Annotated in this window: 6 protein-coding genes; 2 read left to right on the forward strand and 4 right to left on the reverse strand. The window is 54.4% G+C overall.

The features are described from left to right. Positions 1–171: 171 nt before the first annotated feature. Positions 172–13,464, reverse strand: coding sequence for a CARDB domain-containing protein (locus E3E30_RS01280; protein WP_167728179.1), 13,293 nt, complete (start codon positions 13,462–13,464; stop codon positions 172–174). Positions 13,465–13,594: 130 nt separating this feature from the next. Between E3E30_RS01280 and E3E30_RS01285 the strand changes: the two genes are divergently transcribed. Then, the gene (locus tag E3E30_RS01285) at positions 13,595–14,659 is read left to right on the forward strand and encodes a M20/M25/M40 family metallo-hydrolase (protein ID WP_167728850.1); all 1,065 of its coding nucleotides are present in this window, start codon (positions 13,595–13,597) and stop codon (positions 14,657–14,659) included. Between the two features lie 66 nt (positions 14,660–14,725). After that, positions 14,726–15,790 carry an ATP-binding protein gene (locus E3E30_RS01290; protein WP_167728851.1) on the forward strand — a complete coding sequence of 355 codons (1,065 nt, stop codon included), beginning with the start codon at positions 14,726–14,728 and terminating at the stop codon, positions 15,788–15,790. Positions 15,791–15,845: 55 nt separating this feature from the next. Here E3E30_RS01290 and E3E30_RS01295 read toward each other — a convergent pair whose 3' ends face one another. The 3 genes from E3E30_RS01295 to E3E30_RS01305 are packed head-to-tail and all read right to left on the reverse strand — an operon-like array spanning position 15,846 to position 19,346. Then, positions 15,846–18,626, reverse strand: a complete 2,781-nt coding sequence (locus E3E30_RS01295) for a DEAD/DEAH box helicase (protein WP_167728180.1) — start codon at positions 18,624–18,626, stop codon at positions 15,846–15,848. A 31-nt stretch (positions 18,627–18,657) separates the two neighbouring features. Further along, a complete protein-coding gene (locus E3E30_RS01300) occupies positions 18,658–19,137 on the reverse strand; it encodes a PIN domain-containing protein (RefSeq protein ID WP_042690471.1) in 480 nt (159 codons plus the stop codon). After that, positions 19,134–19,346: a hypothetical protein gene (locus E3E30_RS01305; RefSeq protein WP_167728181.1), complete on the reverse strand. Its 213-nt coding sequence runs from the start codon at positions 19,344–19,346 to the stop codon at positions 19,134–19,136. Before E3E30_RS01305 ends, E3E30_RS01300 begins: the two co-directional genes overlap by 4 nt. Between the last annotated feature and the right edge of the window lie 70 nt (positions 19,347–19,416).

Genomic DNA, 19,416 nt, shown 5'->3' on the forward strand with positions numbered 1-19,416 from the left:
TTCTCCAAGCTCCCACCTCCAAAAGGGCTCGAGGGGGGACCGCGTCTTCATCTCGGGGGGAGCGAGTCCCCGTCAGGAGGGATGAATCTCTTCATCGCCCAAGATGGATTTAGTGGAGTCCTTTTAAATCTGTGGCTACGGAGGATGAAAATAGAAAACGGGGAGAGAAGCTCAAACCGGCACAAGGCCTCTAAGAATGTTCAGTGCCCGCTTTTCAAGGATGTAGGCTTTTCTCATATAAATCGCGTAACGCACTGGAACCGTTGGATAAAACTTAAGGCCCCTCTCGTGGAATTCTTTGGCCTGTTCGTGGAGCTCAATGGCACCCTCCAGTTCCGTGCTGTTGGTAGTGCTAACGTTCTGAAGCAGTTCCGAGAACTCCCCGCTTAGTTTCATATACCACCTCTCCCAGAGGAATCCGAGCATGAGCCAGTTGTTCGTCAACGCGGGATTCTGTTCCTTTTCGAGTATCACCTCAACCGTTGGGTCTTCTGTGATTGTCACGTAGACGTAATCTCCGAGGATTCCATAGTATGTCCTGTTCCGCTCCGTTGAAAGAGCCGTTTTCGTCCCGTTTTTCCATAGATAGACTGCTACGACGTCCATACCGTTGCGCGGAATCATGAGAACTGCGTAGCCATCCCCTACGACAGTTGCGTTGATGACGTTTCTCTTGTACTTCTTCCCCCGCCTTGTGAGCTCTAGCTCGTTTGTCAGAACGCTCTGGAGTTCCATACCACTGCTCACGGCGAGCCAGGTCTCTGCCCCAAGACGCTCGTCTATCACAACCGTTCTTTCCAGCGGGAACCTCATTGATGTCCCATTCTCCCCGAGCCACAGGCTAATTCCTATCGTCCCGTTGTCAACGCCGAAAGAGCACCCGAGTTCCCCGGGGATGACTATAACCTCCGTCCCGTTGAAGTGCCTCACCAGCAGGGTTTCATTGACGGTAAAGCCGACCGATGCCGAGGCTTCGTTGCCCCATCCGTCCTTTGCGGTTACGTTCAGGACGTGGTGGCCAGTAGGGACCGTAACGTTCGCTCTCCAGGTGCCGTTTGACCCCTCAATCTCTATCCCCTTTCCATCGAGCTTTGCTTCAACGCTCGTAACTCCCGAGGGGTCGCTGACCCTTATGAGTACCTCACTGAAATTGGCGTATGTGCCGTTTATCGGACTGATTATCGCTATGTTCGGCCCGGTGGTGTCCTTCTCGTTCGTGGCGCTGGCGAAGAGAACTGCCCTCTGGACGATGAGCAGTGTGGTCACGTTATGGCCGCTAGTTCCCCTGACAATAACCTGACGCGAGTACGTTGAGTTAATCCAACCATGGCCGGAGCCGTAGCTCAGGTTTGAGGAGCTGTTCTCAAGGCTCCAGCGGGAGGTTTTTACGTCCCAGATTTCGTCGAGCGTCAGGTTAACTGCAACCTTGGAGAGGGTCTCGTTCACCCACGCTCCGTAGTCCTTTACAAAAGCCTCCCACGAGGAGGTGTTGTAGTGTCCGAAGTCCTTCTTGTAAGCAAAGCTCTCGTTTCTTGCGAGGCTTACGTTTGCGAAGACATCAATGACCTTGGATGCGCTTGAGCTCATGTTGTAGGCGTCCCAAACCGTCAGAGTTACCGTGTAGGTTCCCCCGCTCTCGTAGACGTGAACTGGGTTCCGTGCGTCTGAAGTTCTCCCATCCCCGAAGTCCCAGAAGTATCTAACCACACCGTCCCTGTCTGAGGAATTCGCCGCGAAGTGGACGACCAGCATGTCCGCCGCCCAAGTAAAATCAACCGACGGAGGGTCGTTTATCCTGAAGGAGACCGTTTTGCTGACGTTGTTTTCAACGTCCCACGCAACAACCGTGAAGCTGTGCCACCCGCTCGGTAGAGTTGCCAGAACGCTTCCGTTTGAGCCCTCTGCAATTATCTCCCCGTCGAGGTACGCTACAGCCCCCTTGAGGTCATCGTCGCTCACGCTGTAGTTGAGCCAGACGGAGTTTTCGTTGTACACCCTCCCCTCTGGGCTCGTGATTCTGATGCTGGGTGCCTCCGGGTTGATGTAGTACCAGTTCTCAACCCTCGCCGCGTTTCCAAAGGAGTCGTTGGCCATGACCTCGACGGTGTTGTTGCCCTTCTCCAGCTCGGGCCTTGCCTCCAGGAATGAAGTGTTGCCGTGCCTTGAAACCAGTGTAACGTTCTGCTCAACGCCGTTTACAATAAGACGAACCGTTACGTTGGTTTCGTCTTTCACAGTGATGTTCAGGATTGAGATGCTGTCGTAAATTCCGCTTCCGGGAGACACCGTTACGACCGGCGGCTCTGAGTCAACCTCGCGGGTGGCCGTGCCGTTGAGAACCGCTTTCTGGTGGATGAGAACCGTCGTAACGTTCCATTCACGGACTCCCGTTACCGTGATGTTTCTCCCATAAACTGCCACGAGGGAGCCGTTTTCGATTCCCAGGTTGCTCTCTGTGGAAACGAGCTCCCAGGGGGAAGCGTTCACGCTCTCGTTCTGAAGCCCCAGCTCGGGGACTGAGATGTTATCAAGGAGGAGGGAGCTCCAGTTGGAGAACTCTTTAAGGAACTGGTTCCATGTAAAGCTCTGGTAGTGCCCGAAGTCCCTGGTGTAGTTTAGAGTCTCGTTCATTTCCTCGGTTACTACCCGATACGCCTTTATTCTCACGGTCTCGTTATCTATAGCGACCTCGTGCTCTCCGGGCTCGGTTATCTCCGCTGAAACCTCGACGAGCTTTGACTGGCCCGGTTCAAGATAGACGGTGTCCTCGAACAGGGCATCCCCATCGAGGAGAATCTCCGCCGTGTAGTTGCCTGCCTCGTCGCCAGTGTTCGTGATGTTGGCCGTTGCAGTTACGTTGAAGGGAACTGTGCCCTCCTTTGGATTCACTGTAAGGGCAACCCTAAACTTCGCTCCAGATGAGACGATGAGTATCCGTGATGTGGAGGCGTTCTTTCCAAGGTCGTCCCAGACTGTGAGCGTAACGTTGTACTCTCCAGGTTGAAGGGCTGCGCTGACAGTTTCACCCTCGAACGTTGAGTTGTTGAGCCTCCAGAGATATTTCACTATCTCGCCGTCCGGGTCGTAGCTCAGCGAGCCGTCTAAGACCACCCCGTTGGTTTCGTTTTTGATTCTCATCACAGGAACCGGCGGACTGTTCACCTTGAGCACGTAGAACCCGGCAGTTCCAACGTCGAGAACGTTCAGACTTCCGTTGTCCCACCACTGGAGAACCGGCCTTGAGCCGTCGTCCCTCAAAACTGTGGAGTTTCCATCTGCGGGGATTCTCAGGAAAATCCACCCTCCAGTTCTGACGTCGGGCAGAATTCTAAGGCTTTCTCCGGTGGATTCCTCGGTGAAGTTCACGGGAACGACGTTGAAGTCAAGTCCCGTTGAGTCAATTATCCCGTCGGGCACTCCATCGCGGTCGTCGTCCACCAGGAAGTCCGTCATGCCGTCGCTGTACGCGGTGTCCTCAAATGCCCTCACGAGGAAGTGAGTCCTGACCTCCCTGATGAGCGAGGTTTCTTCACCTCCAAGCTCGTCGCTGTGTGTAAACGTGGCCGTGTAGTTCAGGAAGTCGCCCGTTACCTCGGCAATCATGAGCCACACAGCCGTTGAGCTCTGTCCGGGCCCAAGGTCTCCAAAGTCAACCGTCAGGCTGTTGGGAACGCTCCTCCCGTTCACGACTGTTCCGATGATGCTGAAGTCTATGTATATCCCTGGGTAGTTGGCCCGTTCTATCTTCGGCTGAGTGGATTCTATGACCAGGTTCTTGGCCGTTCCGTAACCGACGTTCTTCACCCTGACCCCGAAGACGAAGGGAACAGGCTCCTCCTTCTCCGGTGTGTACGGGTCGTCCCCGTAGACCCTCCCTGGAAGGACGTAGTCCAGCTCAAGCTGTGGGACGGGCTCCACGTCAATCCTCGCGGGCCATGTTTCGAAGGTTATCGTTCCGTTGCCAATGCGGCCAGTTATGGTCGCTCTAACGTAGTAGCGCGTTCTTGCATACTTTGCAGAGCCGGGCTTGGGTAGTATAAGCCAGCTCAGCTTGGCCGTGCTTCCCGGTGAAAGCGTGCCTCCGGAGAGCCCGTCGGAGTTTTCAAGCCTGACGAAGAACATGTCGTCGGCATTTGAGGCGTTGGCATCGAGGAACGTTATTGTAACGTTGACGTCTTCGAGGCTTAGGTTGGCGTTGGTGTTCGTGAACTTGAGCGATGCTTGGAAACCCTGTCTCTCGAAGGCCAGCTTCTGTTCTATGGTCAGCACCAGGTTAACGCACATGTGCAGGCTGGAGTAGTCCCCGCTCCCGTCAGAGATGCCCGTTAAAGTGCTTGTGGTGGTTTTTGTGGTGTTTGGAATAATACCGCAGGCCCCATTCGAAACGTTGGTGCCTCCGAAGCCGGAGGGTCCGTTAGCTTCTTCGTAGACGAAATTCGCCGTTGCTATCTGTGATTCAATTGAGATGTTAGCCGAGGAGGTGCTGTTGCACATGAAGTGGGCCCAGCAGGCGGCGCAGTTGAGAACGGCCTGAATGGCGTATGGGGTAACTTCTGCAACCTTTTTCGGGAAGTCCATTGCATCATACACCTTTCCTACTATCGGAACCTTCTCTGAAATAGTGTCAATAATGCTATCTATCTTATCGTCTTTTTCGTAGTCTAAAAGCGCTTTAATAGCCTCTTCTTCGTTTACCTGAGCAATGTTCTGAATTATCTTTGGATACAGCGGGTCGGTGGTCGTATACGAGTACCCGATGATAGTGCCGTTCTCGTCAACCAATGGCACAAAGCTCAGCGCGGAAATCTGATAGGCAACGTAGGCAGTCCCAATCCCCGCGTTCTTGACGGCCTTTGCCAGGGCGTCTTTCTCGGCGTTGAAAGCAACGCTGAAGTTTTTGATGTTCTCGTCGGTTGGGTTCATGACCATCATGGCGTACCTGTCGTAGAGCTCGCTAAGCCCGACCGCGGACTCGTTGAAAACCGAGATTAAGTCCACCACGTCAGATACGTCATCAATGATTTCGCTCACTTCATTTAGTATAGGTATCTTAATGAGCCCCTCCATGAGGGCCTTGCCCGCAAAGAGCGCCGAGCTCTTTAAACAACCGTCGCAGGTCGTTTTAACGTAAATCTTATGGATGGTCTGGGCGTTTATCTGGACAAGGCCGGCGTCCTCTGTGCAGACCATGCCGCCGTCCAGGGACAGCACCATGTCCTCATGACTGCAGGGGTTTATCGGCGGAGACCTGTGGTGGTAGACCCTGACCACGTAGGGAACAACTACCGTCTCGCCGGGCTTGAGTTCTTCAATTTTGTCCACAGCGAACTTCACGTCAACGTAGTGGCTTCCTGAGGCTTTGAGGGAGACGTTGAAGACCGAAACGTAGGGGTGGTAGTTGGTAACGACGACCTGTCCCCTCATCTCCGCAACGCCCATCTCCGCGAGCTTTTCGTAGTCAATGAAAACTTCAAGGTCTCCCCCTAGCATGTCAATCTGCGGTGCCGGAACGTAGGTCTTGTACCGAATCTCATGCTTTATCGTGTAGACATCCTGGATTGTTATCGGGACGACTTCCCACTCGACGCTTATCGTTGACGGCACCATGACGGCGTTAACGGTTCTGTTGACTCCGGTTTCAACGACAATCCTGCCGCTGTAGGTGTAGTAGCCGGCCTTCGATATGAAGACCGTGTAATCCCCGACGGGGATGTCTTGGAGCAAAAGCGTTCCGTTTGAGTCCGTTGTTCCATTGGCGTGGAAGTAATCGTTGAGAATCTCAACGCTCGCCCCCGCAAGCCGTGTTCCGTTCGTGTCCATCGTTACAACGATTATTCCTCCGCGCTCTTCTGGTGTTACAACGAACCTGACGGGAATCTCCAGTGGCGGGTGGTTCGAGGCCGTTACCCTGATGGCTCCGTCGAAGGTTCCTGTAACGTTTGAGGGAGGTCTGGCGTAAAGGGCTATCCCCGCGGTCTCCCCAGGCCCGAGGGACGTTACGTTTGAGACGACCTTCAGCCAGGGAATCGTTGAGTTCACGCTTACGTCCCTTAGTTCCTCGAAGCCGTAGTTTTCAAGCGTTACCGTCCCGCTCCAGCTGTCGTTGGTCAGGATTCCCGCCTCCACGTGGTTGGGGTTTGCCCTCAGGAGGGGCCGGGGTGGAAGAACCTCCACCTCGATTTTGAGCGTTCTCTCGACGGTTTTTCCAAGGAGGTTTGTTGTGAAGGTTACGTTTATTGTGCCGTTTGAGACGTCAATGCCGGCGAGGTCTATCTCAACGACGCTGTTTCCATTGGGCATCTCAAACCTGTCTGGAATTCCAACGGTGTAGCCTTCAGGCGCGCTTACGGACGTCGAAACGTTTGAGGAGCCGAGAGGGTTGAATAGCCTGACACGTATCGTCCCGTTGAACATCTGGGAGACGCGGAGTTTGTAAACCTCGGGGGATATTGTGAATCCAACGACGTCGAACTCCCCATCGTCTTCGAGGGAAACGACGCTTGGATGTGTTGCGCTGACGATGAAGTGCCCCGCTTCCTTCTTTGGGGGCCTAAAGGTCATGTTGAACCTTCCGTTTTCGTCGGTAATCACGTAGTAGACCCTCACGAAGTCGCCGCGAGCTATCGCTACGCGAACAATGGCATCGGGAACCGGGCCGGAGGAGCTGTACGCCTCACCGGCTATGAAAACCTCCTGACCGAGGTCGTAGGTTCCTCCCACAGTTACCCTCGCGTTGTACGGTGGCCTCGTCGTCTCAACGAGTTCTCCGCCGTTGAAGTTGCCAACGTCGGTTTCAACGACGGCCTTTACAGACATTTCATCGGGTGCGTCCAGCGGGACGTTGTAGGTGAAGCGAACTCTAGCTGTCTCGTTGGGCTCGAGGGTTCTGGAAACTTCCCGCCTCATTCCAAGGGTGGAAACGCCCCTGACCTCAAGGGGAGCGCTCCCGGTGTTCCTGAATACGACGGCTATCGTGGCCCGGCCGCCTTTTACAAATTCATCTGTAAGGACGAGAACGGGGCTCGAAACGGGGTCTCTAACGGTTACGGTCCTCTCCGCGGAGATATTCCCCAGCGTGAAGCTCACGTTGAGAACTCCCCTTTCGCTTGGGACAACGCGGTAAGTGAGGACGCCCGTTTCCCCGGGTTTAATGCTCTCCCCTCCCTCTATGAGCTCGCACGTTGCCCCTCCCGCGCTGAGAACTGCACCCTCCGTTGAAAGGTCTGCGGAACCCCAGTTGGTTATCCTGACGACGACCTTCTCAGGAAGACCCCTTCTCAGCGTTCCAGCCTCGATTTCCGGTTCTTCCGGCTTCTGGACTTCAACGGGGATTTCAATGGAAGTAGATGAGTTCCCGGATACAAAAACGGCCCTCAGCGAGACCGTTGATGAAGGCACCGTTAGGTTGAACTCGACCGTCGCTTTGTCAGTTAGCTCGATGTAATTCTCCACCCTGTTGGTTACCGCTCCCGTGGCGTCAAGGGTTTCCAGTGTTACGGTGCCGTTGAGGGGCCGGTCTAAGGTCTCTGCTGTAACGTTAATCTCGGCGGGATACTCCCCGGCGAGCCTGCCCGCTTCAATGCCCAGCCGTACTCCCGTGGGCAACGCGGGTTCGCTCTTCTTTCCCGAGAGGTCAACGGCGGTTACCGAGTAGTTCAGGCTATCACCAAGGGCGTCTCTGAAGGTCGTCGCTTCGATGGGTTCGTCGTTAATCCTCTTCCCGTCGAGGTACACGTAGTAACCGAGAACGTCGGGGTCCCCGCTTGGCAACCAGCTGAGCTCAACGGTGTCTCCCGAGACCGAAACGCTGAGACCAGAAGGAGGCGACGGCCGTCCGTTTACCGAGAATAATACGGTGTAGTTTGCCATGTTTCCTGCCATATCCTCCGCGAGAATCTTCAGAACGTAGTGTCCGTCTTTCCGTATTGTTCCTCCGCTGAACCTCACGCCGTTCAGGAGAACGGTGTATCCCTTGAGGGCTTCGTCCACGACCCTAACCCCGGGACTGACGGCCTCGTAGGTTGCTCCGTCCGTCACGTTGACCTCAATCCTCGGAGGTTCCCTGTCCACGACGAAGTTCCATGCCCCAATAACGGTGTTCCCGGCCCTATCCTTCAGGAAAACAATGGCAGTGTAGTTGCCGTCTTCGAGGTGTGTGGAATTGTGGAAGACCAGCCAGCCTGATGCGTATGCCGTTGAGCCGGGAACTTCAACCCCGTTGTGGAGCAGGCGGATAAAGCTGTCCTCCCAGGAAACTCCTGCCCCGTCATCGGCTACGAGGGCACCGACCCTCGGGTCTGAGGTGAAGGAGCCGTTTGTTGGGTAGAACGAGAGAATTCTCGGGGGTTCGTGGTCGTCAACGCTTACGTTCTTTGAGATGCGGTTGTTTGATTCGTTGTCCTCCCCAACCTCGCCGTAGATATCCGCCCTGACCTCAAGCGTGTGGTTTCCGTAGGTTGCCTTCCAGGTGAAGTTCACCGTTGTGCTTCCGTTTCCATCAATCCCGTAGACCCTCTTGATTCCCGCCAGCATGGAGTCCACGTACAGCCCCACGTAGAAGCCCTTTTTCGTGGTCTCCCCTTTGTTCGCCAAGACAGCCAACACGCTCATCCATTCGCCGGCGTTGGCCCTGCTGGTGTTGATTTTCTCAACAACGATATCCGGGAGAGGCACGCTTACCGTTGCACCGGCCTCATTGTTGTCTTCCCTGTACTCGACAACGTCTCCCCTGTAATCGGCGACCGCACTCAGGGTGTAGTTGCCCCCCTCGACGAGCCACTGAACGCTGACCTCGACCTCTTCTCCGGGCCCTATTGATTCCACGTAGGTCGAGCCGAGAACGCGGTCTGACTTGACCGTGAGGTCAAAGACCCCTGTCGGATAATCGCCGGTGTTTCTGAGAACAACTGTGGCGCTTGCAATTTCACCGGAGTACTCAAAGCTTCCCGGGTTGAATGAGACAACCTCTATATCTGGGGCGCTCACGTGGGCTGTCCTTGTTATCTCGTTGTTCCCCTCGTTTGATTCAACGATTGCCCCGCTGGAGTCAACGACTGCGGTTATGTTTGCATCCCCGGGCAGAGGCTTCACAGGGACTCCAACAATCAGCGAGGAGTTAGCGGGGATTTCCGCAACCCACGTCCTGCCTATCTCCCTCCCGTTTTGAAGCACGCTGACGTAGAAACCCGGAGATGAGACGTTTCCCCCGTTGGCGACCGTGACGTTGAGGATGAACCTCTCGTTGGCGTTCATCTCGGGAACTTCAAAGCCCTCCGCAATCAAATCCGGGAGTTCAATGCGAAGGGTCTCGCTGGCGTTGTTGTTGGTCTCGCTGAGCTCCGGAACGATGTTGTGGGCGTCGGCCGCAAGCGTTATCGTAAAGTTCCCCTCACCGGGTAGCTGGGCCTTTATTCTCTCCGTGGCGCGCTCTCCCGACTTCAGACCGGGAACGTTTACGGTCGAGGCGAGAGTTCCGTTGATGTAAAGCCCCAGTGCAAACTCCCTGTACTCGTCTCCACCATCGTTCAGAACGGTAACGTCGAAGCTCAGGTATCCTCTTGGGACGTCTTCCTCAACCCACGTGTAGTTGACCAGAATCAGGTCCGGTCTCTGGACTTCCAGGGTTCTGGAGATGGCGTTGTTGGACTCGTTTGTTTCGGGAATGTAGTTGTACGGGTCAACGGCGGCACCTGCGGAGATGCTTCCGACCCCGGTGACAACCATTTCAGCGCTGACGTTCCTGCTCTCGTTCCCTCCAAGGCCTGGAATCCAGACCGTCCTGCTCTGTCCGTTAAGGGAGAACTGAACAGGGATTGGGCGGCTGAGAGGGTCTCCCAGGTTCTCAACAACGGCAGTTAGGGTGATTGTTTTCCAGTACGCGGGGCTTTCGATGCTCAGGTTTCGGATGGTGAGGTCCGACTTACCGGTCTCTCCCAATGGGACGAGAAGGACGTTGTTTGACTCATTGGACTCTTCAATAACCCCATCGTAGTCCGCTATGGCCTTCAGGGTAACGTTTCCGGGAAGGGCCGAGCTCCACGTCCACGTGAATTTTTCCGTTTCGTTGAGTCTCATCTCAAGCCCGAGGTCCCATGAATAGGCGTATCCTTCGGCCAGAACGCCGTTTTCACCGAGAACCTGGACGTAAAGGGGCGAGGGGTAATAGCCGAGGTAAACCCCTCCTCCGCGGTTTTCAAGGTATATAGTGAACTCCACCCTGTCCCCTGCGGAGAAGTTCAGGGGGCTCCAGGTAACCCCAACAGGAACAAGGTCGGGCCCCTTGAGGAAGCCGGTTTCAAACGTAACCCGGTTGTTGGACTCGTTGGACTCCTGCCAATAGTTTTGGGGGTCAACCACTATGGTTACGTTGTGCTTTCCAGGGGAAAACCTGGAGGCAACGCTCAGATTCCACGACTCGTTACCGGCCAGGTTTCTTGTGGTGTACACGGACTGCTCCACGCCATCAACCAAAAGGGAAACCCAGAGGTAGTCATCGTATGCGCTGAAGTTGCTCCCCCTGTTGACTATCGTAACGTTGATTGTGTAGAGTTTGTTGACGAAGGCGCTCCCATTGAGCAGTTCCTCGGGAACGGCGATGCGTTCAATTGAGAAGTCCGGGACTCCCGCATTAACAACTGTATTCGCAACGTTGTTGCTTTCGTTCGCCTCGGAGATGTCATCATAAGCATCAACGAGGACAGATATTTTGTTTTCCCCGGATTTGAGGGGAATTTCTAGCGTAACCTCCCTGGAAGCACCCGGGGCAATCGTCAGGGGATAGCCGGATATCCGCTCAACCCCGTTGTACGGCGTTCCGTTCTCGTAGGTAACCGAGTAGGTCAGGAATATCCCGCCGTTGAGGTTTATCGTGGCATTTCCAATGTTTTCCACTCTCGCTTTGAAGGTTCCCTCCCCAACGGCAACCTCCATGGGCTCAACGCTCACCACAAGGTCAGGCCACTCAGTTGAGAACCCCTTGAGGAGACTGTTGTCGAGCTTTGAAGTTTCGTTAACGTTGCTCCCGATGGTTGCGTTAACGACCCCTCCCGGGGCCTGGATATGGAGGTCTCCCCTCAGTGTTGTGCTCTCGTTTTGACCGATGAGCCCGTAGAACGGTACCCAGTCCGTTGAACCGTTTGTTGATAGGATGACCCAAAGCCCATATTGGGTGCCGTTGTACGGGGCCCCGGTGTTCTTCACGGTCACGTTTACCTCCACGTCGCCAACGACGTCTCTGGGTACATTAACGTCCTCGACGATGAAGTTGGGGCGAGGAACATTGAGAACGTACGTGAACCCGTTGTTGGACTCGTCTGTTTCGGGGATTCTGTTTCCGGGGTCAACCTCAAACGACAGCTCGTTGGTTCCCCCGTTGGGATAGACCCTTAGCGTTACGGTTTTTGACTCCCCTCTTTCCAGTCCCGAGACATAAGTCGTGTCTGTGCCGGGCCCCGAGCTGTACCCTAGGCCGCCCATAACTTCAACCGAGAAATAGCCGTCGAACGACGCTCCCGTGTTTTTTACGGTAACGTTGAAAACGGCCTCGCTTCCTGCGATACCATCAAAGCTCACAAGGGTAACGTTTGTTATGAGAAAATCGGGCCCGAGAACGTTTACCGTCGTGGAGACCCTGTTGTTGTCTTCGTTTGGGTCCCCCTCCACGGCAACTGTTGCCGTTAGGCTTGAGGTTCCAATTTCCCTTGGACTCCAGCTCAGCCTGACTTCCTTGGTACCGTTTATCCCATAGTACCGTTCTGACGTTGAAACGTTGCCGTTTTCGTATAGGCTGACGTCAATGGGGCCATCAAAGCAGGCATTGCTTTCGAGTGTGATGTTGACGGTGTACCAGTCCCCCGAGGTCGCGGTTGCGGGGGCGTCCATATCGGTTATGGCCACGTCAACCTGTGGGTAGTTTCTTCCAATCCCATCCGTGTCCCCGTTGTTGGCCTCGTTTTTCTCGGGGACTTTGTTGTCGGGGTCTATGATGACTGTTACGTTCTCTATCGTTCCCGGGGGGACGGTGAAACTCTCAAAGGCGTGCCCGGTGTTTCCCCAGAGGATTACGCTGCCCTTATTGCTCTCGGTCCCATTGGATGTTCCGACCAACACCTCGTATTCAACGGACCCATCCCACTGGCCCCCAGAGTTAGTTACGTTAAATTGAACAGTCATCCATCCGCCAGTACACTCGGGCATTTCTACGGAGATTCCATCCACCCTAAAATCCGGTAGTGGGAAGGAGTAATCTCCTATCGTGTATTGGTTGTTATCCGGGTTTACATCATCATCCGAGACGACACGGACGCTGAGGGTGTAGTTGCCGGGCAATACCGTATCCCATCTGACCGTTGTGTCCGCTGTTCCGTTGTTGAAGTCCCATTCCGCAAGCTCTGTGGTTGCAACAACTGTGTCGTTCATCAGAAGCTCTACCCTCGCCCTCGGACGCTGTGAAGTGCTTCCTACCCTTACACCAACCTCCAGGTCCCCTCCGGGGTAAGGCTCGTTCCTTACTGTTGCGTTCTCAATCCAGTAGTCGCCGGGCCATATCCCGGCATTCATAAAGTTATTTTCCGGCCTCTCATCGCCGGTCTCAAGTTCCTTATCTGCAACAACGAGGACGTAGCCATGGGAAATAGGCGACGGGAGGTCTATGCTTCTCACACCTCCAGCGGAGAGCTCCTCAACGGGCACGTCTCTGATAATGGGTGTAACGTCGGGAATCTCCAGCAGATAGGCTTTACCGTTCTCGGGCCTTAAACCCCTCCAGGTGCCTGCGATTGAGACCCAGTAGCCGCCCCATGCTCCATCTCCTCCCAGAAGATAGCGCCAGACGACGGTTCCGTTCTCTGTTATAAGCACCTGGAAATTCACGGTCTCTTCCCCGGAACCCAGCCACTCAATAAGGACCGATTCAGAAAGGTTTGTCACGAGAACGTAGCCATCTGAGACGTTCAGATGCCAGAAACCGCCATCAATGGTGCCGGCAAAGGGCATCGCGGCCCCTTCTGGGATGAACCCAACCCAGCCATCTGAGCTCACAAAGAGTCTATCCGAGGGCACTCCAAAGAAGTTCACCGCGAACGGCATCCTGTACGTGAAGTTTCCATTCGATTCCAAAACCACCGTGCCGGCGTAGGTCCCGTTTCCCTGAACTTCGACGGCGCTTCCAATGATGTTAGAAACGTTTGTCCACTCAAACTGGGTTTCTACTGGGATTGGTATCTCAAAGGGCTCTGCAAAATAGAATGTGACGTTAAACGGGCCGGAATCGCTCCCGTTATTTGCCACAAGGGCAGTTACAACTGGATTGCCGCTTATATCGAGGGAATACCTGACATCCCGAATCTCGAGGTCGGGCTTTGAATCGAGGGCAGCAACGGGGCCGATGAACCAAAAGCCACCAAAGGGAAAAGTCGAAGCAATCAGGAGCACAAGAAGAAGAGCCGAAAGGACTTTCTTTCTCATTTCAATTCCTCCGGTTATATTGGAAGTGCCAAGATGCCCACTTTAGGTTTTAGCCCTTAAAACGTTAACTACACTTTCGAACCTAAGAGCCTTTATAAACCGTGGTGAGGAGTATGATTAGGTGAACCAAATGAAGACCGAGAGAGCGAAGGAGATACTCCTCCAGCTTTTGAAGATACCCTCGCCTTCGGGCCAGGAAGACAGGCTCATGCTCCACATCATGGAGTTCCTGCACAGGCTCGACTACGACGTCAAGATAGAGAGCGACGGCGAGATAATAGACCTCGTCGTGAACCCCGAGGCCGAGCTTTTCTACGAGGTCCACGTTGACACCATACCGATTCGCGCAGAGCCCTTCGTCAGGGGCAACATAATCTACGGCACCGGCGCGAGCGACATCAAGGGCGGTGCGGCCGCGATTCTGCTCATGCTCGAGGAGCTGAGGAAAGAGGGCAAAGACCTCAACGTCGGCATCGTCTTCGTCAGCGACGAGGAACTCGGCGGTCGCGGGAGCGCACTCTTCATGGAGCGCTATAAACCGAGAATGGCCGTCGTTCTGGAGCCGACCGACCTTGAGGTTCACATCGCCCACGCCGGCAACATCGAGGCCTACTTCGAGGTGGACGGCAAGGAAGCCCACGGCGCCTGCCCGGAGAGCGGTGTGAACGCGATTGAAGAGACATATAAGATGCTAGAGGAGCTCAAGAAGCTCGAACCCTTCAAGGCCAAGGGCGAGTTCTTCGACCCGCACATAGGCATTCAGGAGCTCGTCTGCGAGAACCCCGTCTACCTAATCCCCGCCCTGTGCAAGGGAAGGCTCGAGGCGAGGCTCCTGCCGGAGCAGGAGGTCGAGGACGTTCTGGACCTGATGGACCCGATACTCGACGAATACACCAAGAGCTACGAGTACACCGAGATATGGGACGGCTACAGGCTCGAGCCCGACGAGGAGATAGTCCAGCTGGCCAAAAAGGCGATGGAGAAGACGGGCCTCGACGAGTTCGGCGGAATGAGGAGCTGGACGGACGCGATAAACTTCATGTACAACGGAACGAGGACGATAGTCTTCGGCCCCGGCAACCTCGACATCTCGCACACCAAGTTCGAGCGCATAGACGTCAGGGACGTCGTTACCGCCAGCGAGTTCCTCAAGGCCCTCAACGAGATTTACGGCGGGAACGAGCCGAAGGAGTGAGATTTTCTTCTTCCCTTTGACCCAATCTTTTTAAGCAGGCCCCCCCACCAGTAACTGGTGGGGGGTATGCTGTTCAACCCTAAACCCAAGATGAAGCGGGAGGAGCTATATGACCGCGAGGAAGAGCTTTCTCTGATTGAAAACTCGATAGAGAAGGGTCTTCCACTCATAGTGCTCCTCGGAATTAGGCGTCTCGGCAAGAGCTCCCTTCTGAACGTTACACTAAACGAACTCCCCTACAGAAGCATTAAGATTGATGCGAGAAAGGTATACTCCGAGTTCGGAAGCGTTCCAAAAGAAGCCATCGGGAAGCTCATACTCCAGGGCTACCTCAGGGGCTCCACGAAGGAACGCGCCAAAGAGACCCTAAAATCCCTCAAAGGGGTTCGTATTGGGGGACTGGGGATAGAACTGAGCGTTGACAAGAGCGTGAGTCTTCACGAGGTTCTTGAGCGCATAGACTCCATCGGAGAGCGCTTCATAATTGCCATCGATGAGGCCCAGTACCTGAGGTTCTCAAATTCAAGGTACCCGGAGCTGATAGCTTGGGCTATGGACGAACTGCAAAACGTGAGCTTCATCCTGACGGGTTCGGAGGTGGGCCTGCTGGAGGATTTTTTAGGCATCCACAACCCAGAATCGGCTCTCTTCGGAAGAGCCCACAGGGAGATAAGACTGAAAAGGTTTGAGAGAAGGCAGAGTATAGACTTCCTTAGGCGGGGTTTTGAGGAGATAGGGCTTAACGTTCCGGAGGATGATATTGAAGAAACCGTTGGCGAACTTGATGGAATAGTTGGCTGGCTGACCCTCTACGGTTACAACCGCTACCTCGGCATGTCCCACAGGGAAGCGCTGAACAGACTCAAAGAGGACGCTAAAAGGTTAATTCTTTCGGAGTTTTCGGCTCTGAAACGGTTATCCCTCCGGTACGAACTGGCAATGAGGGCGGTAGCCAACGGAAAACACCGCTGGAAGGAGATAAAGGAGACAGTTGAACTCCTCGAAGGGAAGAGAATAGACGACAAGAATTTTTCCAACGTCCTCAACAACCTCGTCCGCTACGGTTATCTGGAAAAGACCATCGAGGGCTACTTCATTCCCGACCCCCTGGTGGAACACGCGTTCAGGTAGGGCATCACCAGTAACTGGTGGGGGTTCAGTCAAAGGAACCCGTTTGGACACAAAATCAAGATGCACTCCTGTTTTCTGTATATTCCTTCTCCTTCCTATCGACCCAGAACCGCCTCGTCCTTATGAACTGCCTTTCCCTCTCCATGAGCGCGAGGATTAATGCGTCCCCTTTGTACTGCGCCAGCAGGCGCGCGGCAGTATCGGGCCCCGTTCCATAGCTCGCCAGCGCCAGCACCGCTTCGAAGCCGTAGGTATCGACCAAATCAGACGCCTTTAACAGCTTCCTGTAAGCCCTTTCCTCCTTTCTCTCCAATGGCTTTCCATGGCGGACTTTTTCGAGGACTTCAAAGAACTCCTCGGCATCGATGGGATGCGCCACAGCTAACATCTTTGAACCACAGCGCGGACACTGCCTCAGCTTGATGTTTTGAAGTCTCGCCACCTTCGTCTTTGAGTGCCACCCGCAGTTAGTGCAGACGAGAACGACCTCGTGCTCGAGCAACCTCTTCCTGAACAGCTCAATAAGCTCGTCCCTCTCGAGAACGCCCGACAGCAGGAACTCCCCGCTCACCGTCATGTTGAGCCTCGCCAGAGTTGAAGGCTCCTTCCTCAGGACGGTCTTCACCCTCAGCGAGCCGGCCTTGAGCAGCTCCATCACGAGCTCGGTCTTCCTGACGTCAACCTTATCGTGGTAGAGCTCGTTGAGCGTTTCCCTCTCAATTACCGTCCCCTCGAAGAGCCTCTCGATTCTCCTTATCCTCGCGTCCCGCCTCAGGGCACCGAACCGCTTGGCCACGTTCAGCATTCTCCAGCGGTAGGCGTGGGAATCCCTCAGAGCGCGGGAAACTATAAACTCAACGCTTTCGGGTTCCTGATAGAGGTAGCGCTTGACCTCCTCCGGATTGAGCTGGAACGGGGTCTTGAAGACTATCGCGTGCCCCTGACTCCTTACCGAGAAAACCCTGCCGTACCGGAGTATGAGAAGCGAGTGAACTATCCTCCCTATCGCTTCGTTCGCCCTGCTCCCGAAATCGGCGTGGATTATCAGCGCTTTGGGCGTGCTCTCGACGACGATATCGCGGTCGGTTGGAAACGGCTCGTCCCTTATTTCCTCGAAAGCCCTTCTAAGTTCCTCTTCGCTAAATTCAACGCCCTCCAGAAGGTCCAACGCCTTTCTGAAGTCGAAGGCCAACTCTCTCCTCAGTCTGCCGACGTCGAATGCAACCCCGAAGGGAACCGGAATCATCTCGCCCTCCCAGCTCGGTATCGCGCTCTCGAGGCTTTTACTCTCCCTAACCTTAAGGAGCCGGCTTTCGTCGTCTATCTTGAGCACTATCCAGCTCCGCCCGTTCATGACAAACTCCATGCCCTCCTCGAGGTCCATTACGAAGCTCTCGTCGAGCCTTCCTATGACGTGCCCGCTTTTGGCGTTGAAAACTCTCCAGGAAATCTCGTCCGGAATCGTTGAGAGGTTCTCGTAGTAGTACTGGAACGCTCCTCGCCTAAGGTAGAGGAGGTTGCTCTCCTCATCGTAGCCGACCAGGCGAGCGTCCTCTAAAACGCTGAGAACGTCAAGGTAATCTTCCCAGCTCAAATCGCGGTAGACGTACGCTCGTTTCGCTATCTCGTAGGGTCTCTCACGGGGGAGCTTCCGGTATTCAATGAGCAACCCGACGACGAAGTGAGCCAGGACGTCAAGCCCGCCTATCGGCTCGACCGCCTCGAAGCGCCCTTCCAAGGCTCTCTTCGCTATGACGAGGCTCTGAAGGTAGTCCTCGACGTTCGTCGCTATGACGTAGCCCTCGCTGACTTCGCCAATCCTGTGCTTCGCCCTGCCGACGCGCTGAACCAGCCTGTTCACCTGCCTCGGACTCATGTACTGTATTACAACATCAACGTCGCCGATGTCTATGCCGAGCTCCATTGAGGAGGTGCAGATTAGGGCCTTGATTTTCCCCTCCTTGAGGGCCTTCTCAGCCCTAACGCGCGCCTCCTTCGAGAGCGAGCCGTGATGAACCTCGACGGGCTTCCCCCAGGCCTTGAGGCGGTGCGCAAGAACCTCGGCAAACTGACGGGTGTTGGTAAAGATGAGGGCCTTCCCGTGCCTCTCCACGATTTCCCACAGAACCCTCAGACGGGACGCTATCTCCGGCGAGACGCTCAGCTTCTCCGCAAGCTCCCTGTCTTCCTCTTTCGGCTTTGGATAGAGCACGTGGAAGCGGTAGGCTTTCCTCCAGTTCGGCTTTACTATCGCCTCGGCTCTGAGCCAGTCCCTCACCTCTTTCTCGTTGCCAACCGTCGCCGTCATGCCGATTCGCCGGAAGTCGGCAATCTCGGCCAGTCGCTCAAGGTTCAGGAGGAGCTGAGAACCGCGCTTGTTGTCTACAAGCTCCGCTATCTCGTCAACGATGACGAACTTCACGTTGCTCAGGTGCTTTCGGAGGGACTTAACCGTCAGAATCACGCCGAGGGTTTCTGGGGTGATGATTAGCATTTGAGGCGGATTCTTAGTCTGCTTAGCCTTCCTGTAGGCTGACGTATCACCGTGCCTGACCTCGACGGTTATTTCGAGCTTCCTCCCCCACCATTCGAGCCTCTCAAGCAAATCCCTGTTTAACGCCTTGAGCGGGGCTATGTAGAGGGCAGAAATGGGTTTTAGTCCTTCCTCAAGGATTTCATTGAAAACCGGCAGAACAGCGGCTTCCGTCTTCCCCGAACCAGTTGGAGCGATGATTAGAACGCTCTTCCCGGCGCTAACCTCCCTGAACGAGTCCTGCTGGAGCCGGTTAAGCTTCCCAAAGCGCTCTCTGATGGCCTTTCTGAGGAGGGGGTGCATGGTTTAAGGGAGAACCTTCAGTTCTTGAACTTTACTGTGTTCTCAAAATACCAAGTCGAGTTTTCATTTCGTTGAGTACGTTTTCCAGCGTATCTCCATTCAGCAGAGACTCTAATGCAGTAGAATCGAGGGCCAAAAATCTTTCCGTTGAGATTGCCGCGCTCAGAATCTTTTTATCTCCCGTCCATAGGGGAATACCAAGCTTCATGGCCAAGGCTATGAAGGGCGTATCTTTTTCATCAAACTTGGAGGCTATCTGATAGGCCTCTCTGATTTTGTTGGAATAAAACTCAAGCGGGATTATCTGAACCAGTGAAAAGGTCAGAAACGTTCGGTATTCAAAGTCCTTTGCAAACTTCTTAAGTTTAGTGGAGTGTCGTCTGAACTCAAGGATGACCTCTTCCGGGGCGAAGAGGGTAAGCTCGTGCTCTTCGAGAAGCCTGAATGCCTTTGATTTCCTTCCAGATACTATGATGGAAAACAGAATGTTGCTATCAACAACGACCCTCATATCAATCCCATTTTGATATATTTGTGCTTTACTTCGGCCCAGACTTCTTCCCTTGTTTCCTCAAAGAATTTCTTATCCAGGGGTATTCCTTCGGCAAGGACCTCAAGGACTATCTTTCTTGATATCTTCTTCCCGAGCCCCTCTGCTATCCAGAGCTCGGCTTCCTGTTCCGAAACCCATTCTGGGACTTTCACGCTTATGACTTTCATGGTTTGGTGTTTCTCAATAGTGGTTATATACCTTACTCGCTTTCAACCCCTACCGCTAACTTTATAAGAC

Origin of the sequence: Thermococcus sp. 9N3 (genome assembly GCF_012027685.1) — an archaeon.
GTDB lineage: Archaea > Methanobacteriota_B > Thermococci > Thermococcales > Thermococcaceae > Thermococcus > Thermococcus nautili.